This is a genomic window from Streptomyces sp. NPDC017936 (assembly GCF_044328485.1).
Taxonomy (GTDB): Bacteria; Actinomycetota; Actinomycetes; order Streptomycetales; family Streptomycetaceae; genus Streptomyces.
On sequence record NZ_JBIRHK010000001.1, the window covers coordinates 324,995 to 342,702 of the forward strand.

Here is a 17,708-nt window from a genome sequence, read left to right on the forward strand (position 1 = left end):
CCACCCCGGCTGCAGGCGTGCGGGGGGTACCCCCCCCCGCCGGGGGGGGGGTTGGTGGGCCCCCCGCTTGGCCCCCGCCCCCCGGTAACCGGCCGGGCGCGGGGGGGGCGGGGCCCCCGCCGCGCGCCGTGCCGTTTCCGGGGCGCGTCACAGCACGCCTTCCTCCATGACCGGGTCCGCGGCGTCCGCGCCGGCCGCGAGCACGTCGTCGGTGAAGGCGACGACCGTGCCGGGCAGATGCCGCCGCAGCGCGTCCACGACGTCCCGGGCCGGCAGCACCCGGGCGGCCTGGTGCACGCCCTCGGGCACACGTGCCCCGGCCACCTCCCGGGCCGCGACCGCGCCCACCACGCCGGTCATCGCCGAGCCGTCCTCGCCGCGGATCACCACCGTCCGGCGCACCAGGGCGCCGTCGGGGCCCGGCAGTTCCAGGACACCGCACAGCACGTGGTACGGGGAACGCCCCAGGGCGTCGAGGGTGCTGGCCCGGACCACGCCGGCCGCCCGCTCCTCCAGACCGCCCGCCCGCTCCTCGCCGGACCGGTGGCGGTTCAGCGCGTCGAGCAGGTGGCGGCCGTCGAAGCCGTTGTACCAGCGGGCCTCGGCGAGGCCCAGGGCGCGGGCCTGGCCCACCAGCTCCTGGGGGAGATAGGGGTACACGGTGACCGGGTGCGGCACACCCGCCACGACGCGTTCCTCCGCGCCGCGCGGCGCGTCGCGCACCACGCGCCCGTCGTGCCACCGGGCGCGCGGTGTGCCGTAGTCGCGGTCCAGGCTCAGCAGGTAGTCCACGGCGCCGGTCCGGGTGAACGCGCCGAGCGACACGTAGTACCCGGTGAACCGGGCGGCCCCCGGCGCGGCCCGCCCGTCCGTCAGGAGCCGGGGCAGCAGACCGGACAGGCCCGGCGAGAGACCGGCCGACAGGACCGCCGTACGCTCGCCCGCCGGGGCGGGGCCGGGGCCGCAGCCGTCCATCACGTCCACGTAGTCGGCTCCCGCGGCGGCCGCCGCCCGGCGCGGACGGCCGGCCAGTTCGTAGGCGGGACCCGCACAGTGGAGCAGCACGTCACAGCCCCGGGCGAACCGTTCCAGGCCGGCGTCGGACCGGGCGTCGACCGCCTCCGCCTCGACGTGCCCGCCGAGGGCGGCCGCGCAGCGCGCGGCCGCCTCGCGGTCCCGGCCGCCGATCCGCAGCCGGAACCCTCCCTCGGCCGCGAGCGCCCGGGCGGCGGCCGCGCCGACCGCTCCGTACCCGCCGAGGATGCCGATCAGGGGTGTCCCGGCGCTCACCGGCCGTCCTCCGCGAGCAGCACGCGCGCCACGGCCCCGGCGTTGGGGGGCTGGACGCAGGTGAAGTGGTCACCGGGCACGTCCACGACGCGCAGCCCCTCGCCGCACACCTGCTGCCAGTGGTCCGTCATGTCGCGGTGCATGCCGGGGAAGACCTCCGCCTCGCCCGTCTGGCGGACGAACGTCGCGGGCAGGTCGCAGGGCGTCGCCTCGTGCGAGGCGACGGACACGAGGCTGTGCTTGACGATGCGGTACAGCCTCGACAGCCGTTCCTCGGACCGCAGTTCGGCCTCCTGCACCGGCATCGACGCGCCGATGGCGCGCAGCCGTTCCTCCTGGGGCCGCCCGGCGAGCGCCCGGAAAGCCCGCAGCGCCTCCCGCCCGGGCCCGGTCAGGGCCGACTCGGGCTGGTCGACGAGACTGCCCTGCGGAACGGTGTTCGTGAACTGCTCGGTGGTCGCCCGCACCAGCTCGCGCGTCGCCGACTCGTCCCGGGGGTAGCCCAGCGCGACCGGGTCCGCCCGCATCAGCCGGGCGAAGATGTACTCGGCCAGCAGGTCGTCCTCCACGAGGTACGGCACGCGGTAGCTGCTGATGACGGTGGCGCCGGTCACCTCGGCGCCGGCGGCGGTCAGGCGGCGGGCGAGTTCGGGCACCAGCAGACCGCCCATGCAGTAGCCGACGAGGTGGACCGGCCCCGGTTCCTCGGCGAGCAGGGCGTCGGCGTGCCGTTCGGCCAGCTCCGCCACCTGGGTGCGCGGATCCGCCTTCAGGAACGCCTCGATGTCGTCGACGACGAGGCCGGCCAGGGGGAGGCGGTCCCCCAGTGCGGCCATCACCGCGCGGTAGGGGATGAGGGTGCCCGTCCCGTCGTGCACCAGGACCCGGGTGGCGGTGTCCGCCGGGCCGGCGGCGCCGTCGCTGATCCGGACCAGCGGGGAGGCGGGGGCCGCCCCGGCGAGGCCCGCCAGGCCGCCGCGCGTGGCGCCGAGGTGCTCGGCCAGCGCCGCCACGGTCGGCCGGTTCATCACCAGACGCAGCAGGTCGTCCCATTCCAGGTCGGCGGCCTCGGGAAGCCGTTCGCGCATCCTGGTGACCAGCCGGGCCACGAGGAGCGAGTCGCCGCCGAGGTCGAAGAAGTTGGCGTCGCGGCCGACGAAGTCGACCGGCAGCACGTCCCTCCAGAGCGCGGCCAGGGTCTGCTCCAGGCCGGCGCGCGGCGCGTCGCCGCCCTCGTCGACCCGTCCGCGTGCCGCGGAGGCGGTCCACGCGTCGAGGCGGGCGCGGTCGACCTTGCCGTTGCCGGTGAGCGGGATGCGGTCCACGACCTGGAGCTCGGCGGGGATCATGTACGAGGGGAGCCGGTCGCGCAGATGGCCGACGAGCGCCTCGGGCCGGAGCCGGGTCCGGTCGGCCTTGAAGCGGGACGCGAAGACGTGCTGGCCGATGCGGGACAGCGGGCTGTCCTCCTCGGGCAGGCAGAAGGCGATCTCGGCGCCGGCCCCGCGGAGCATCCGCAGCCACTGCTCGCGCCCGAGGAAGGTCTGCCCCGTCTCCCGGCGCTCGTCCTCGAAGCCGTGGAGGCCGGCGTTGAACTCCATGGAGGTCATGACGTGGTACGCGTCGCGGGTCGCCTCGATGAAGACCAGCCAGCCGCCGGGCGCGAGGAGTTCCCGCAGCCGGGCCAGGACGTGCTCGGCGTGCACGGCGTTGTGCAGGACGTTGGCCAGCAGGATCACGTCGAACGAGTTCGGCGCGAGGCCCTGGGCGCGGTAGTCGCGGTTGAGGTCGAACAGTCCGTAACGGACCCAGGGGTGGTCCCGGAACTTCTCCTGGGCCGCGGTGAGGAAGAAGTGGGACAGGTCGGTGAACAGGTAGTCGACGTTCAGGCCGTCGAGCTCGGGCACCAGGACCGTGCTCGTGCCGCCCACTCCGGCGCCGATCTCCAGGAGCCGCAGCGGTTCGGGGCCGTCGTGCCGCCGGGCGATCTCGCGCATCGCGCCCACCACGACCGCGTTGTTGTGGCGGCTGATCAGGTTGTCGCGGTACGCCGCCTCGGCGGTCTCCAGGCGGCCCTCCGGGAAGAGCAGCGTCTTGAGGTCGATCTCGTTGCGCACGAGCGGGGCGAGGTTCTGCTCGGAGACCCGGTGGTAGCGGACGAGTTCGGCGCCCCAGCGGATCCGGGGCTCGAGCGCGTCGATCCGGTCCAGGACGGCCTCGTGCTCCCCCGGCGCCTCCTCGCGCAGTGCGCGGTAGCGGCCGGTGTCCGGGTCCTGGAGCACCCGGCCCTCGGTCTCCAGGGCGGTCAGCCAGCGTCGCACGAGGTAGTGGTTCTCGGGGGCCGCGCCCACGGCCTCGATGACCTCCTCGGCGGTGTGCTCGGCCGTGGCGTCGGGAAAGAGCCCGCAGGACCGGAAGAGGACCGCCATCGACTGGAGGGCGGAGAGGTCGAGCAGGTCGGCCATCTCGGCCACCTCGTCCGCCTCGACGGCGTGGACGGCCTCGGTGACGCGCGCGGCCGCCTCGTCGCGGAGCGCGGTGGGGAGCACGGGCGCGTCGGTCCGCACGGGCTCGGCGAAGGCGACGAGCCGGCGGGCGCTGCCCTCGCCCTGGACGATGGCCGCGGAGCTCTCCACCCCGGGACAGGTCTGGAGCACCGCCTCCACCTCGGCGAGCTCGACCCGGTGGCCGTTCAGCTTCACCTGGCGGTCGACGCGGCCGAGGAACTCGATCGTGCCGTCGTCCAGGCGCCGGCCCATGTCGCCGGTGCGGTAGAGCCGTTCGCCGGTGGCGGGGTGCGTCACGAACCGCTCGGCGGTGCGCTCGGGGTCGCCGAGGTAGCCGAGGGCGAGGCCGGCTCCGGCGATGTACAGCTCGCCGGTGACGTGGGCGGGGCACTCGCGCAGGAACGTGTCGAGGACGTGGAAGCGCTGGTTGGCCAGGGGCTTGCCGTACGGGATGCTGCGCGCGCCGGGGTCGACCGTGGTGACCGGATGGCAGATCGACCAGATGGCCGCCTCCGTGGCGCCGCCGAGGCTCACCACGTCGAGTCCGGGCACACGGCGCCGCACGGCGTCGGGGAGGGTGACGGGTATCCAGTCGCCCGACAGCATCGCCAGCCGCAGCCCGGAGACGTCCAGGTCGGGTTGGGTGCGGAGGTACTCCTCCAGCATCTGCATCTGCGCGGGCACGGAGTTCCACACGGTGACGGCGTGGTCCGCGAGCAGCTCCGCCCAGTGTCCGGGATCGCCGCGGCGCGCGGCGTCGGGCAGGACGAGCGCCCCACCGGTCGACAGGGGGCCGAAGACGTCGTAGACCGACAGGTCGAAGCCGAGCTGGGCGAGTCCGAGCACGCGGTCGTCGGCGGTGACCGAGAAGCGGGTGTTGATGTCGTCGACGGTGTTGAGCGCGGCGGCGTGGCTGATCATCACGCCCTTGGGGGTGCCGGTGGAACCCGAGGTGTAGATGACGTACGCGAGGTCGTCGGGCGCCGCCCGCCCCCCGCGGGCCGCCCGGTCGTGCGGGCCGACGGGACCGAGGGTGTCGACGGCGACCGCGCGGGTGCCCGCGGGGAGGTCCAGGGAGGGCAGCAGCGCGGACTGCGTGAGCACGAGGTGCGCCTCGGCGTCGGCCAGGACGGCGTTGCGGCGCAGCGCCGGCTGTGTGGTGTCCACGGGCAGGTAGGCGCCGTCGGCGAGCAGCACGCCGAGGACGGCGACGACCTGTTCCCAGCCCTTCTCCATCACGACGCCCACGCGCTGTCCCGGCCGGCCGCCGGCGTCGAGGACGGCGTCGGCCACGGCCCGTGCCCTGCCGAGGAGTTCGGCGTAGTCGAGGCTCCGGGAGGAGGTCACCACCGCGATGCGGTCGGGGGTGCGTTCCGCCTGGTCGACGACCGCGGTGTGCAGGAGCTGGTGGCGGCGCGCGGCGGCGGTGTCGTTGACCTCGGCCACGCGCTGCGTCTGCCGGGCGGGCAGGGCCAGCGGGTCGGCGTCCTCCCAGACGGCGGGGGTGTCCAGGAGCCGCGTCACGAGGTCGCGGAAGGCGGCGAACATGTCGTCGACCACGCCCTCGGGGAAGACGCCCTCGCGGACGTCCCAGTGGACGAGGAGGCCGCCGGCGTCGTTCATGACCTGGCAGTCGATCCAGACCTGGGGGGTCTGGGTGATGCCGTGGACCAGCTCGCCCCCGGGCATCAGGGAGGCGGACTCGGCCCCCGTGGAGCCGCTGAGGGTGCTGGTGAAGGTGACCGGCAGCAGCGCCTCGGCCCGCCCGCGGCGCCGTGCCAGCTCCCGCAGCACCTCGACGCCCGAGCAGAGCCGGTGGTCCAGGTCCTCCCAGAGACGGGCCTGCACGGTCCGCATGCGGTCGGCCAGGGTCGTGCCTTCGGTGAGGTCCACGCACAGCAGGCTCGTGGAGCTGAAGTCGCCGACGACACGGTCGACGTCGGGCAGCAGCGGGAGCCGGTTCTGCACGGTGAGGCTGAGGGTGAAGCGAGGGTGGCGGCTCCAGCGGCCGACCGTCTCGGCGAAGGCCTGCAGGAGGACGCCGGAGGCGGTCACGCCGGCCTCGGTGGAGCGTCGGGTCAGGGTCTCCCACTGCGCGGGCGTCAGCCGCAGCCCGTGCCGGGTGAAGCGCGGCGGGGCGCTGAGCGAGTCGGTGCGCAGCGGCAGGTCGGGGGCGGCCGGCAGGTCGTCGATCCGGGACCACCAGTAGTCGCGGTCCCGTCGGTAGCGGGTGCCCTCACGTGCCCCGCCCGCGGCGAGCACGTAGTCGCGGAACGTGCCGCCCCGCGGCTCGGGCCGCGGGGCGCCGGTACACAGGTCCCCCAGCTCGGCGAGCAGCAGCCGGATGCTGCTGTAGTCGCAGATCAGCAGGTCGACGGCGACGTGCAGGACCAGGGCCTCGTCGGTCTCGGTGGCCCGCAGGTCGAACAGGGGCCACTGCTCGGTCGGCCGCACCTGGTGCGACATCTCGTCGCGGGTCGCCTCCAGGGCGCGTTCCCGGGTTTCGCCGGCGGCGCCGCGCAGGTCCTGGCGACGGACCCGGTAGTGCGGCACCTCCGGCAGCACGCGCTGGTGGCCCTCGGCGGAGACGACCGCGCGCAGCATGGGGTGGCGGCGGATCAGCTGGTTCCAGGCCTCCTCGACCCGCTCGGTCCCCCAGTGCGGGAGGGCGATCTCCAGGTAGCCGTGGCAGGCCACACCGCCGTAGTCGAACGCCTCGCTCCGCCCGAGCAGGTAGGCGGCCTGGACGTCCGTGAGGGGGAAGGGGTCGTGCGCGGCGGCGGGATCGGCGACGACGGCGGGCCCGTACTCCTCGGCGCGCAGCAGGGCGAGGACGGCGTCGCGGTGGGTGCGCAGCGTCTCCAGTCGCTCTGCCGTCATCACCCCTTGTGGCGCGCGGTAGCGGAGCTTCCCTCCTTCCTCGTACATCACCACTCCGGCCGCCTTCAGTCCGGCCACGAACTCCCCGACATCCATGATCCGTCGCCCTTCCTTGCCCCTGGTGCGCACACCTGCGCCGAAACAGCCACGCGAGGATGCCAGCCTCGTGCACCGGCACTGGCGAAGTTCTGGATGGCCGCCCGGGGCCGACCGTGCCGGCGGCGCCCGGTGTCGTGCGGCGTCCGGCGCGCGGACGCGGGGCGGGCGCGGGGCGGGCGCCGGGCGGGCCGGGTCAGATCCGGTCGTCGGGCCAGCCGAGGAGCCTGGCGCCGATGACGGCGGTCTGCAGGGTGTAGCGGTTGACGGGGTCGGCCGGGTTGGTTCCGGTGAGTTGGTGGATGCGCTCCAGCCGGTAGGTCAGGGCGCGCACGCTCAGGCGCAGGCGGCGTGCCGCCTCGGCTGCCACGCAGCCGCTGTCGAAGTACGCGGTGAGGGTGTCGATGAGGGGCTGGGCGCCGCCGCGGGCCTGCCGCAGCGGGCCCAGGGCCGTGTGGACGAGGTCGGCCATGGCCTGGCGGTCGCGGGTGAGGACGGGGTAGACGAGCAGGTCGGCCGCGCGCAGGACCGGCTCGTCCCAGTGCAGCCGGCCGGCCAGGTCGAGGGCGTTGAGGGCTTCTTCGTAGGAGTGCACGACGCCGCCGACGCCGGGGTGGGCGCGTCCGATGGCGACCTGGCCGCCCTCGGTGGCCGCGTGCGCCTGCTTGGCGAAGACCGTCAGGACGTCGTCCTGGTCACCGGGGGCGACGCAGACGAGGCGGCCGTCCTTGGTGGTGAGCAGGATCCGGCGGACGCCGAAGCGGGCGACGAGCGCGCGGTCGACCTGGCGGGTGGCGGGGTGGGTGTCGTCGACCGGCGTGGCCCCCTGGGCGACGGCGACCGCGTGGGCGTGGGAGAGGAGCAGACCGAAGCGTTCGGCGCGCTCCGCCAGCCGGCCGAGGTCGCTGCGGCCGTGGAGCAGGTCGTCGATGAACTCCCGGCGGGCGGCCTCCTCCTGGCGTACCGCCATCTGCTGGGCCCGTTCGTGGCCCTCGGCGAAGGCGTCGACCGCCTGCTCGACGGCGGACAGCACCCGGTCGACGCCCGCGGGAGACAGGACGGGGGAGAGCGCGCGGGCCGCGGACAGGTGGTGGCGCACGAGGGCGCGCAGTCCCATGCCGGCTTCCGCGGCGAGCTCCCCCTGGCAGCGGAGGGCCTCGAGTTCGTCCCGGGTCAGGCGACGACCGGTGGCGCAGACATCGGCGAGGATCTTGCCGTACCCCTCCAGGAACCCGTCGGGGACCGTCGGCAGCGCCACGTTTCCTCCTCGCGTCTCCACGTCCTGCTCCCGCGCGGGCGCGGCAGCCGGATGACGGACCGTCCCGCCCCGCCGTCCCGGATTCTCCCTGAGGGCCCGCGACGGACCGCGGCCGCCCCCCGGGCCGTCGTGCACGGTCCGGGCCGGATCCGGCCACCGCGCACGCGCGACGCCCGTGCGCCGCCGGTCCCGGCCGGTCCGGTCCTCCCGTCGGAGGAACGACCGGGCGAGGAGGGATCCCCCGCGCTGCCGGGACCGGGAAACCGGGTCACCCGCGGCACCGCCCCTCCTCGCCCGTCCCCCGTCGGCACACGCATCCTCACATGAGGGCGGCCGCCGGGACATTGCCTGTTCCCGGCAGTCTTCACGCGACTTCGATGCCGGGCTCGGCCGGTCGGTGACGCCTCGTCCCCCGGGCGGCGTCCGGCGGCGCCACGCCGTCCGGCCCCCAGCTGGGTGACGCCCGGCCTCTTCGGACACGGCCGGTCCTCCCGAGCCGCGACCCCCGCGGCGGTCCCCCACAGCGGCCTCCCGGCCCCTCCCGGCAGCGCCACCCGGCCGGGAGGCCCCCGGCCTCTTCGGACACGGCCGGTCCTCCCGAGCCGCGACCCCCGCGGCGGTCCCCCACGGCGGCCTCCCGGCCCGTCCCGGCAGCGGCGCCCGGGCGGGAGGCCCCCGCCGCTGCATGCGGTCTTCGCGGCATCCGGCGAACCGCGGTGCGGCGGGCCGGCGGTAATCCGCGCGCGGCAGGGTAAGGGGACGTCGGTCAACCCCGTCGAGAAGGAGCCCACCGATGACCGACGACGCCTACCTGTTCCTGCTTGACGACGTGTCGGCGCCACTGGGCGTGGCCCCCGCCGCCGTCGGTGATCTCGCGTGCATGGAGACCCCGGCCGTCCGCGCGTGGCTGGACGCCCACGGAACCACGCCGTCCTCCCCGCGCCTGCGCCTGCTGCCGCCGGAGCGGACGGCGGCCGTGCCCGAGGGGGCGGAGCGGCTGCCCGTCCCGCTGAGCGCCGAGGAGCTGAACCGGGTCCGCCACCGGACGACACCCGAGCCGCTCGCCCGGCTCGAGGAGGAACTGCTCGCCTACCGCGACTGCGCGGACGGCCGCGACGGCCTGATCGGGCGCGCGCTGGCCGCCGGCGTGCCACCGCGGCGCGTCGCCGAACTGACCGGGGTGGATCCCGCGACGGTGGCCGCCGCGGCGGCCGGCTGACGCCGTGCCGGCGGCCTCGCCCGCCGTCCCGGCGCACCGCCGCGGGCGCCGGCGTCACCGCCGGCCCGGACGGCTCCTCACGCACCCGGCCCGGGGTCAGGGCGGACAGCCGACGCGATCCCGGCCCGGGCCGCTTCCAGCTGGGCCGCGAACGCGATGCCGAGGAAGAGCGCGACGGCGGTGAGGTTCGCCCACAACAGCAGGGCGATGAAGGCGGTGAGCGGCCCGTACACGGCGCCGAAGGCGCCGCTGCCCTCGACGTACAGCGCGAGCAGCCAGGTGGCCGCCACCCACAGCAGGAGGTGCACGGCCGAGCCGAGGGCCAGCCAGGTGTAGCCGGGCTGGACGCGCCGGGGGGACCACCGGAAGATCACGGCGGAAGCCACCCAGGCCAGCGCCAGCCCCACGGGGATGTCGAGCACGGCCCACCATTGCGGCCCGCTGCCCCTGCGGCCGGCGGAGTCCGCCACCGCGTCGCCCACCGCCTCGCCGGCCACGAGGACCAGGAACCCCAGCACCAGGGGCAGGCCGGCGGCGAGCGCGAGAACGATCGCCCGCGCGTACTTGCGCGGGAAGGGACGGTCGCGCTCGATGCCGTAGATGCGGTTGGCGCCGCGCTCGATCTGGCCCATGGCCGAGGCGAGGTTCAGCAGCGCGAAGCCCAGGCCGAGCCACAGGGCGAGCGTGCTCCAGGTACCGCCGTGAGCGGTGCGCCGCGTCCCTTCGAAGGCGTCCTCGACGATCTCCACGCTGGCGCCCGGCACGATCCGGCCGAGCGTGAGCTCGATGATCCGGCCCACGCTCTCCGTGTGCACGGACGTGGCCAGCCCGACCAGCGCCACGGTGCACGGAACCAGCCCGAGCACCACCTGGAAGGCGAGGGCCCGCGCGTTGGTGAAGCCGTCCGCGTAACGGAAGCGCGCGAAGGAATCGGTCAGCAGCCGCAGTCCTCCGTAGCGGCGCAGAGCGGTGAACGCCTCGTCTCCGGAGAGTTCTTCCCCGATCATGTCCCGGGTCTGTGGCACGTGGACGGCGGTACCCATGACGTGGACGCTCCTTGTCCTGCGACGGCTCCCTGTCCTCCTGCCCCGCGAACCCGCCCGCCCCACACGCTCCGGCCGTCGGAGGACGAACACCGGCGAGCGCGTCGCCCGGAGCGCCCTCGGCGCGCGGGACCCGGCGGTCTCCCCCGGGCGGAGCCCGGTCCGGGCGTCCGCTCCCCGGGGCCGCGGCCGGCGTCCCGCACGGGCTCGTGCGCCGCACGGCCCGCCCCTGATGCGGTGTGAGAAGACTTACTTGCGGCTCTGGTCGCCGAAGTTGCTGGCCTGCCGTCGCGCACCGATGTGAGGATGGCGCCATGCATGGGGTGCCGGACAGGAAAGTGCACGTCGTTCGCCACGAAGAGGTCTTTGTGATCTTGATCCGCGGCGAGACGGACCACGACGACGTCGACGAGTTCGAAGCGGCCTGGGACGCTGCCGACCGGGCGGCGCTGCCCACGACGGCGATCGACCTCTCCCAGGTCACCTTCGCCGACAGCATGCTCCTCAACGCCCTCCTCGACGCCCGCCGCCGCCACGCCTCCGCCGGCCGCGACCTCGTCCTCCTGGGCCCCCTGTCCCCGGCGGTCAGCCGGCTCCTCGTCCTCAGCGGCACGCTCGAGCACTTCAGGATCGCCGACACCGGTCCCACACCCACCAGTTGACGCGGCGTCCCATGAGAACGGCGACACGGGGTAGCCGGAACAATGCGAAAACCACATCAGACGGTCGAAACGCGAAACCCGACCCCGGGATCACTTCTATGGTCACGCCGCACAGCCAACCGAAGGCCGACGGACAAGGGCTTGCCATGCCTCTGCAGTACAGCGCCGCCTGGGACACGACCCACACGTCGATCGCCGACGCCAGGCGGGCCGTACGCACGCTGCTGGCGCGGGCGGGGCACCGTCCCGACCGGCGGCCTAGCCAGGACGCCCAGCTCGTCGTCAGCGAACTGGTCACCAACGCGATCCGGCACGCCCCCGGACCGGGCGGTCTCCTGCTGGAGCTCACGCCCGACGCCACGCTGCTGCGGGTCACCGTCCGCGACAGCTCTCCCCGCCCGCCCCGCGTCCGCGCGTCGGACCCCGGCCGCCCCCGGGGGCACGGCCTCCGCCTGGTCATGGGGCTGTGCGAGCAGCTGCAGCACATCACCCTGACGACCGGGAAGCAGGTCGTCGCCCAGCTCCGGCTGTGCTGACGGCCCGCTGTCCCGCTCACGCGCGGCGCGTGCCGGTCAGGTGGCGCCCGCCCCGGTGACGCCGTCCTCCTGGGCGGCCTCCCGTGCTTCGACGGGCGTGGCCCGGCCGGTGAGGTGGTCCAGGACGTTGGTGACGTGCAGCATGCGCTCCAGGAAGTCCGGCCGGTGGTCCAGGTGGAGGACCGCCCCGACGGCGCTGGTGCGGCGGTGGATCATCAGCAGGGCGGACAGGCCCGAGGAGTCGATCCACGTCAGGTCCCGGAAGTCGAGGCGCACGGCCCGCGGCGGCGGCTCGTCCCCGGTCAGGTTCTCGGTGGTCGCGTCGATCAGTTCGTCGCACGTGTCGTAGTCGAGCTCGCCGCTCACGCACACGGTCAGCGTGGCGGCCTCGCGTCGGACCACGAGGGTGAACTCGGTGGGAGGCATAGGGCTCATGCGCGGAAACCGGGGCCGGGGACGGGACGGGCGGGGCGCTCGCTCAGCGCGGCGGCGCCCTCGTGGATCAGCTTCAGGGTACGGGGGAAGTCCCGCAGCTGATCCGCCATGATGTCCAGGCCGCAGACCAGGGAGCGGGCGGGGACGTGACGGGCCTGGAGGATGTCGGCGGTCCACGTGAGGAACGTGGTGAACAGGTCGGGGTCGTCGACGTAGAGGGCGGTGGCGAGGAAGTCGACGATGTGGGCGAGGTCCTCCGCGGTGCGCTCGCGCTGGTCGTCGCTGTAGCCGCGCATGGCGGGGAAGCGGGTCTCCAGATCGACGAGGGTCTGCTTGACGAGCTGCGGCCGGGACTGGACGACCAGCGTGTACTCCTGGTCGGCCAGGTGCGGCAGGTCGTCGACCGCCTGTCGGATCACCGACGCGTCCGGTCGTGCCAGGCCCGCCTCCAGGACCGCGAAGGCGCCGCGCGCGTCGGCCGCCCACCGGTCGGCCCCGAGCGCGCGGGCGTAGCGGCCGTCGGCGCCGAAGGCGCGGCCGCCGGCCAGGACGGGGACGCCGACGGCCTGGCAGGCGGTGATGGCGGCGTGTGCGGTCGGCAGGTGCGTGGGGATCGACCCGGACAGCAGGACCGCGCCGGGGTTGGTGCGGTGCAGATGCGCGATCAGGTGCGGGGTCGGGGTCTGGGCGCCGAGGAAATCGACCCGCCAGCCCCGCAGGGTCAGGACTTCCGCCACGAGCCGGGCGGGGAAGGCGTGCCATTCGCCGTCCACGCAGCTCAGCGTGACCCGGCCCCGGTCGAGGGCGCCGCCGGCGCCGGCGCGGTGACGGAGGTGGGCCACGGAGGCCACGACGCGCTCGTTGATCGCGGTGGCGGCGTGCTCCTGGGCCACGGTCATCCGGTCGGCGGCCCATTCGGCGCCGACTCTCTCCTGGACCGGGGCGATCACCTCCAGTAGCAGCGTCTCCTCCGGTACGCCGTCGGCCCGGGCGTCGTGCACGAGGTCGGTGGCCGTGCGTTCGTCGCCGTCGGCCACCGCCTGCCACAGCCGCTCCGCCAGGGTGGCCGTCGCGGTGGGGTCACTCACGTGTTCCTCCTGCTGTCCGGGCCGCCGCCGTGCCCGTTGACGATGGTCAGGGGTCCGCTCCTCGGTGCGCTGATGGCCACGGTGGCCATGTCGTCGTGCCGGCCGGCGCCGATCCACTGGGCGGCGAGCATCTGCACCCGTTCCACGACCGCTTCCGCCGGCATGCCCACGCATTCGGCGAGCGCCCGCTTCAGGCGGCGTTCGCCGAAGAACGCGTCGCCCAGCGGGCCGCCGCGGGCCTCGGTGATGCCGTCGGTGTAGAGCAGGCAGGTCTCTCCCGGCGCGAGCACCGTGTGCGCCGTGTGCGCCTCCACGGACGGCAGCGCCCCGACCAGGGTGCCGCGGGTGGAGATCTCCTCCACCGTGCCGTCGGCCCGCACGACGAGCGGCGGCAGGTGACCTGCGCTGGTCAGCCGCAGGTGCGCCCGGCCGGCCCGGCGGCGCACGGAGGCGAGCACCAGGGTGGCGAAGCGGGTGTGGTGGGAGGTGTGCAGGGCGCCGTTGAGCAGGGTCAGGACCCGCCCGTGGTCGTCGGCCAGGGGCAGCAGGGCGTGCAGGGTGTTGCGGATCTTCCCGGTGAGCACCGCGGCGTCCAGGCCCTTGCCGGCGACGTCCCCGAGGACGACCAGGGTCTCCTGGGAGGGGTCGGCGCCGGGGTGGACGTCGTAGAAGTCGCCGCCGACGCGCTCGTGGTCGTTGGACGCCCGGTAACTGCCGGCGTACTCGACGCCGTGCACGCCGGTCAGCGTCGGGGGCAGCAGTTCGCGCATCAGCGTGGTGGTGATGGCCGCCTGCTCGGTGTACAGGCGGGCCGCGGACAGGGCCGCGCCGGCCCGGGCGGCGAAGAGGCGGGCGAAGACCTCCTCGCCCTCGGTGAAGGCCTGCTCGGTGCTGGAGCGCAGCAGGATCAGCGCACCGGCGGGGACGCCGTGCCCGGGCAGCGGGGTGACGATCACGGAGCCGACGGGGCCGGCGAACCCCTCGGGGATCAGCCAGTCGGGGATGGCGGCCGGGTCTATCCAGCGGGCGGGTACCGGCGGGAAGCCCTGCAGGGCCTCGGCCAGGCCCGGCACGCCGGTGACGTCGACCTTGCGCGTGGTCTGGCTGACCGGTCCGCCCCGGTGGGCGAAGGTCAGCGCGCAGCGCCGCCCCTGGGGCGGGGCGACGAGGACGGCGGCTTCGGCGAGATGGTCCGCGGCCATGGAAGCGGCCACCTCCATGCAGCGCGGCACGTTCAGCGTGGACAGCAGCGCGCTCGAGGCCTTCGAGAGGACCTCGGAACGGATCCGGGTCTCGCTCAGCGCCGTCTCGGCCAGGTGCCGGTCGGTGTTGTCGACCAGCCACCACACCACGTCGCCGTCGTCGCCGACGGTGGGGTGCGCCTGGAAGTGACGGCCGTTGATCTCCCCGGCCGACGGGCCCGCGGCGGTGCCGTGCGCCGCGGACGTGACGCGCCGGTGGGCGTCCGCGAGCCAGGACGGGACCTGCTCCGGCAGCCGGGCGCCGTCGGCGGCGCCCGGGAGAAGGCCCCGGGCCGCCCGGTTGATCCGCACGAGGGCGCTGTGCCGGTCGACGACCAGCACGGGATAGGGGGCCTCAGCCCAGGTGGCGTCGGCCTGGGGGCCGGCATCGGGCGGACGGGCGGGGATGCCGCGGGAAGCAGTCACAGACAGAGGTACGCATGGTGCGCACCTCACCACCTTCCTGCCATGGGAAACAGATGTCGTCCGGCAACAGTCCCGCACTCACCCTCGCCGTTGCAAGCCGACCCGGAAAACCACACGGGACCGCCACATCCGGCATTCGCCCCGGGAGGTCCCATAGCCGGATGACATGGACGTGTCGCGCGCGTGTCGACATGAGGTCGTCACCCCGCCCGCGGCCGTCCGTCCGCCGCCCGGTTTTCAAGATCGTTTGTCAGTGGTGGGTGAGACGATAGGGGCACCGAGTCGGAGAACCGAGTCGGAAAGAGGGGGAGCCGTCATGTCCGGAAGCCAGAACTACATCAATCACGTCGCTCTCGTGCTGGACGCCAGTTCGTCCATGTCGCACCTGAGCCGCAAGGTCGTCGAGGTCGCCGATCAGCAGATCGCCTACCTCGCCCGCCGGTCGAGGGAGCTGGACCAGGAGACCCGCGTCACGGTGTACGTCTTCGCCGACAAGGTGGAGTGCGTCATCTACGACAAGGACGTGCTGCGGATGCCGTCGCTGAAGCAGCTGTACCGGGTCGGCGGCATGACGGCTCTGCTGGCGGCCGCGCTGAAGTCACAGCGGGAGCTGGCGCAGACGGCTCAGCTGTACGGCGACCACAGCTTCCTGACGTTCGTCCTCACCGACGGGCAGGAGAACGCGAGTCACCGCTGCCCGGACGCCCCGTCCAGGGACCAGCGCGAACTGGTGCGGGCCGTGGCCGAGATGATCGAGACCCAGCGGGACAACTGGACGCTGGCCGTCCTCGTGCCGGACCAGATGGGCAAGCGCGAGGCCATGCAGTGCGGTTTCCCGAAGGACAACGTCGCCGTCTGGGACGCCACGAGCACCCAGGGCCTGGAGGAGGCCGGGCAGGTCATCCAGCAGGCCACCGAGAAGTTCATGGTGGGCCGCACCAAGGGCATCCGGGGATCGCGGGCGGTGTTCTCCACCGGTGCGGACACGGTCAACAAGGACACCATCCAGGCGGCCGGCCTCGCCCCGGTCGATCCGTCGCGGTACCAGCTGATACCTGTGACGCGTGACGCGGCCATCAAGGAGTGGGTCCTGGAGAACGGGCACACCTACCGCACCGGTGGCGCGTTCTACCAGCTGAGCAAGTCGGAGAAGGTCCAGGCGCGCAAGCAGATCGCGGTGCTGGAGAAGAAGACGGACCGGGTCTACACGGGGCCCGAGGCCCGCGCCCTGCTCGGGCTGCCGGACGTGGAGGTCCGCGTCAAGCCGGACCACAACGACGACTTCACGATCTTCGTGCAGAGCACCAGCGTGAACCGGAAGCTCGTGTCGCACACGCGGCTGCTGCTCATGCTCTGACGCCCCGCCGGACCCGGCCGCGAGGTGGACGGCTCCGGTGCCGGACCCGTGGGGAGAGGGGAAGCGGTTCGAGGGGCGCGGTGTCCGCACGGCGTCCTGATCGTTGCACACGACGAGTCCATGGCGTCCACTCCCAGGAGACCTGCGTGTCCGCATCCGGCAGCCGTCCGAACGACACCGGCCCGGCCGCCCGCGGCGTCCTCGCCCCCTGAGGACGGCGCGGCCATGAACCTGAGGGTGGAGCACGTCGCCAAGAGCTACGGCTCCCGGCCCGTCCTGCGCGATGTGAGCCTCGACGCCGGCCCCGGGCAGCTCGTCGGCGTCGTCGGGGAGAACGGCGCCGGCAAGACCACGCTGCTGCGCGTCCTCAGCGGCGACCTGCGCGCGGACGCCGGGACCGTCCGGCTCGGCGGCACCCTGGGCTACTGCCCCCAGTACCCCGTGCTGGACGAGGAGCTGACCGTGGGGCAGCACCTGCGGCTCTTCCAGATCGCCTACCGGCTGCCGCGTCTCGACCGGACCGAGAGGCTGCTGCGCGTGCTCGGCCTGGCCGGCCACCACCGGCAGCCGGTCAGGACGCTCAGCGGGGGCACGCGGCAGAAACTCAACCTGGTGCTCGCGTTGATGCACGACCCCGAGGTCCTGTTGCTGGACGAGCCCTACCAGGGCTTCGACTGGGAGACGTACCTGCGGTTCTGGGACATCGCCCACGACCTGCGGGCGGCGGGGCGCACCGTGGTGATCGTCTCGCACCTCGCCTACGACAGCGAGCGCCTGGACGCCCTGTACCGGCTCGGCGACGGCCGGCTGCGCCGGGTCCCGACCAGCGGAGCACAGGGATGACCGCTTACCGCACCGCCACCGGCTACGGCCTGCTGGCCCTGGCGAAGAACCGCCTCGCCCTCGTCCTGCTGGCCGTCTTCGTGCCCCTGTGGATCACCATCGCCAAAACGGTCGCCACCCCCGACCTGTTCCCGTTCCGGCTGCGCGCCGCCGGCCAGGTGCTCCAGGCCGGCGGCGACAAGATCACCATGATCAGCGGTTCCCTCAACGCCGTGTCCCTGCTGGTCGGCTTCTGGATGTTCAGCGCCGCCCGCCGCACCGGTGCCTTCGACCGGCGCCTGGCCGCGGCCGGCTACCCGCGCCGGGCGCTGCTGGCGGCCAAGCTCACCGCCCTGCTCGTCACCGCCACCCTCGTCAGCGTCTACGCGGTGGCCTGGATGCTCCTGTACTGGACACCGCGCCAGACCGGCCTGCTCGTCCTCGCCGTGCTCGCCGCGTCCCTCATCTACGGCGCGATGGGGCTGTTCCTGTCCCTGTTCCTGCCCGGCGAGGTCGAAGGCATGGTCGCCATCATCATGACCAGCATCATCGACCTCGCGCCGCAGAACCCCGTCGCCGCGACGACCGCCGACAGCCCGCTGCTCCCCCTGCTGCCCAGCTACGGCTCCCTGCAGACCGCCCTCCAGGCCGGCTTCACCCACCGCTTCGCCCTCGCGCCGCTGGCCAACAGCCTGGCCTGGCTCGCCGTCCTGTCCGCGGTCGCGCTCGCCGCGTTCCTGCGGCGCACGCGCGTCCAGAACCTGGGACAGCGGACCTGACGTCCCGGCCGCGTCGCGACGTCCCGGTCACGTCACGGCACGCCTCCGCGCGGACGGCTCGTCGTCCTC

The 17,708-nt window shown here is 74.2% G+C and carries 13 protein-coding genes; 6 read left to right on the forward strand and 7 right to left on the reverse strand.

Annotated features, from left to right (window positions below; genetic code table 11):
* Nucleotides 1–147 precede the first annotated feature (147 nt).
* The 3 genes from ACH4F6_RS01270 to ACH4F6_RS01280 form a co-directional block, all read right to left on the reverse strand.
* Nucleotides 148–1,290 carry a saccharopine dehydrogenase NADP-binding domain-containing protein gene (locus ACH4F6_RS01270; protein WP_397957729.1) on the reverse strand — a complete coding sequence of 381 codons (1,143 nt, stop codon included), beginning with the start codon at nucleotides 1,288–1,290 and terminating at the stop codon, nucleotides 148–150.
* Nucleotides 1,287–6,773: an amino acid adenylation domain-containing protein gene (locus ACH4F6_RS01275; protein WP_397957730.1), complete on the reverse strand. Its 5,487-nt coding sequence runs from the start codon at nucleotides 6,771–6,773 to the stop codon at nucleotides 1,287–1,289. Before ACH4F6_RS01275 ends, ACH4F6_RS01270 begins: the two co-directional genes overlap by 4 nt.
* Before the next feature lie 196 nt (nucleotides 6,774–6,969).
* The gene (locus tag ACH4F6_RS01280) at nucleotides 6,970–8,031 is read right to left on the reverse strand and encodes a PucR family transcriptional regulator (protein ID WP_397957731.1); all 1,062 of its coding nucleotides are present in this window, start codon (nucleotides 8,029–8,031) and stop codon (nucleotides 6,970–6,972) included.
* A 793-nt stretch (nucleotides 8,032–8,824) separates the two neighbouring features.
* On the opposite strand from ACH4F6_RS01280, the gene ACH4F6_RS01285 reads away from it, so the two are divergent.
* Nucleotides 8,825–9,250: a DUF6003 family protein gene (locus ACH4F6_RS01285; RefSeq protein WP_397957732.1), complete on the forward strand. Its 426-nt coding sequence runs from the start codon at nucleotides 8,825–8,827 to the stop codon at nucleotides 9,248–9,250.
* A gap of 77 nt (nucleotides 9,251–9,327) precedes the next feature.
* Here the strand turns inward: ACH4F6_RS01285 and ACH4F6_RS01290 are convergent, their stop codons facing one another.
* Nucleotides 9,328–10,293, reverse strand: coding sequence for a YihY/virulence factor BrkB family protein (locus ACH4F6_RS01290; RefSeq protein ID WP_397957733.1), 966 nt, complete (start codon nucleotides 10,291–10,293; stop codon nucleotides 9,328–9,330).
* A 314-nt stretch (nucleotides 10,294–10,607) separates the two neighbouring features.
* Between ACH4F6_RS01290 and ACH4F6_RS01295 the strand changes: the two genes are divergently transcribed.
* On the forward strand, nucleotides 10,608–10,955 hold the full coding sequence (locus ACH4F6_RS01295; protein ID WP_397957734.1) for an STAS domain-containing protein: 348 nt from the start codon (nucleotides 10,608–10,610) through the stop codon (nucleotides 10,953–10,955).
* A gap of 146 nt (nucleotides 10,956–11,101) precedes the next feature.
* Nucleotides 11,102–11,491 carry an ATP-binding protein gene (locus ACH4F6_RS01300; RefSeq protein ID WP_397957735.1) on the forward strand — a complete coding sequence of 130 codons (390 nt, stop codon included), beginning with the start codon at nucleotides 11,102–11,104 and terminating at the stop codon, nucleotides 11,489–11,491.
* Nucleotides 11,492–11,527: 36 nt separating this feature from the next.
* Here the strand turns inward: ACH4F6_RS01300 and ACH4F6_RS01305 are convergent, their stop codons facing one another.
* Genes ACH4F6_RS01305 through ACH4F6_RS01315 form a run of 3 tightly spaced genes read right to left on the reverse strand, consistent with a single transcriptional unit; the run spans nucleotide 11,528 to nucleotide 14,681 of the window.
* Nucleotides 11,528–11,926, reverse strand: a complete 399-nt coding sequence (locus ACH4F6_RS01305; RefSeq protein ID WP_397957736.1) for an STAS domain-containing protein — start codon at nucleotides 11,924–11,926, stop codon at nucleotides 11,528–11,530.
* Entirely contained in the window at nucleotides 11,923–13,014 is a 1,092-nt protein-coding gene (locus tag ACH4F6_RS01310; protein ID WP_397957737.1) for a B12-binding domain-containing protein, read from the reverse strand. The genes ACH4F6_RS01305 and ACH4F6_RS01310 overlap by 4 nt, the downstream gene beginning before the upstream one ends.
* Nucleotides 13,011–14,681, reverse strand: coding sequence for a PP2C family protein-serine/threonine phosphatase (locus ACH4F6_RS01315; protein ID WP_397957738.1), 1,671 nt, complete (start codon nucleotides 14,679–14,681; stop codon nucleotides 13,011–13,013). Before ACH4F6_RS01315 ends, ACH4F6_RS01310 begins: the two co-directional genes overlap by 4 nt.
* A gap of 316 nt (nucleotides 14,682–14,997) precedes the next feature.
* Here ACH4F6_RS01315 and ACH4F6_RS01320 point away from each other — a divergent pair, with 316 nt between their 5' ends.
* From ACH4F6_RS01320 to ACH4F6_RS01330, 3 genes are all read left to right on the forward strand, one after another.
* On the forward strand, nucleotides 14,998–16,038 hold the full coding sequence (locus ACH4F6_RS01320; RefSeq protein ID WP_397957739.1) for a vWA domain-containing protein: 1,041 nt from the start codon (nucleotides 14,998–15,000) through the stop codon (nucleotides 16,036–16,038).
* 225 nt (nucleotides 16,039–16,263) lie between these two features.
* Nucleotides 16,264–16,881, forward strand: a complete 618-nt coding sequence (locus ACH4F6_RS01325; protein WP_397957740.1) for an ABC transporter ATP-binding protein — start codon at nucleotides 16,264–16,266, stop codon at nucleotides 16,879–16,881.
* Nucleotides 16,878–17,639 (forward strand): hypothetical protein, encoded by a 762-nt coding sequence (locus ACH4F6_RS01330; RefSeq protein ID WP_397957741.1) that lies wholly within the window; start codon nucleotides 16,878–16,880, stop codon nucleotides 17,637–17,639. Before ACH4F6_RS01325 ends, ACH4F6_RS01330 begins: the two co-directional genes overlap by 4 nt.
* Nucleotides 17,640–17,708: the final 69 nt, after the last annotated feature.

Excerpts from the sequence above, each read along its gene's own strand:
- ACH4F6_RS01275 (WP_397957730.1), bottom strand. The coding sequence starts at position 6,773 with ATGGATGTCGGGGAGTTCGTGGCCGGACTGAAGGCGGCCGGAGTGGTG.
- ACH4F6_RS01285 (WP_397957732.1), top strand. The coding sequence starts at position 8,825 with ATGACCGACGACGCCTACCTGTTCCTGCTTGACGACGTGTCGGCGCCA.
- ACH4F6_RS01290 (WP_397957733.1), bottom strand. The coding sequence starts at position 10,293 with ATGGGTACCGCCGTCCACGTGCCACAGACCCGGGACATGATCGGGGAA.
- ACH4F6_RS01295 (WP_397957734.1), top strand. The coding sequence starts at position 10,608 with ATGCATGGGGTGCCGGACAGGAAAGTGCACGTCGTTCGCCACGAAGAG.
- ACH4F6_RS01300 (WP_397957735.1), top strand. The coding sequence starts at position 11,102 with ATGCCTCTGCAGTACAGCGCCGCCTGGGACACGACCCACACGTCGATC.
- ACH4F6_RS01305 (WP_397957736.1), bottom strand. The coding sequence starts at position 11,926 with ATGAGCCCTATGCCTCCCACCGAGTTCACCCTCGTGGTCCGACGCGAG.
- ACH4F6_RS01320 (WP_397957739.1), top strand. The coding sequence starts at position 14,998 with ATGTCCGGAAGCCAGAACTACATCAATCACGTCGCTCTCGTGCTGGAC.
- ACH4F6_RS01325 (WP_397957740.1), top strand. The coding sequence starts at position 16,264 with ATGAACCTGAGGGTGGAGCACGTCGCCAAGAGCTACGGCTCCCGGCCC.
- ACH4F6_RS01330 (WP_397957741.1), top strand. The coding sequence starts at position 16,878 with ATGACCGCTTACCGCACCGCCACCGGCTACGGCCTGCTGGCCCTGGCG.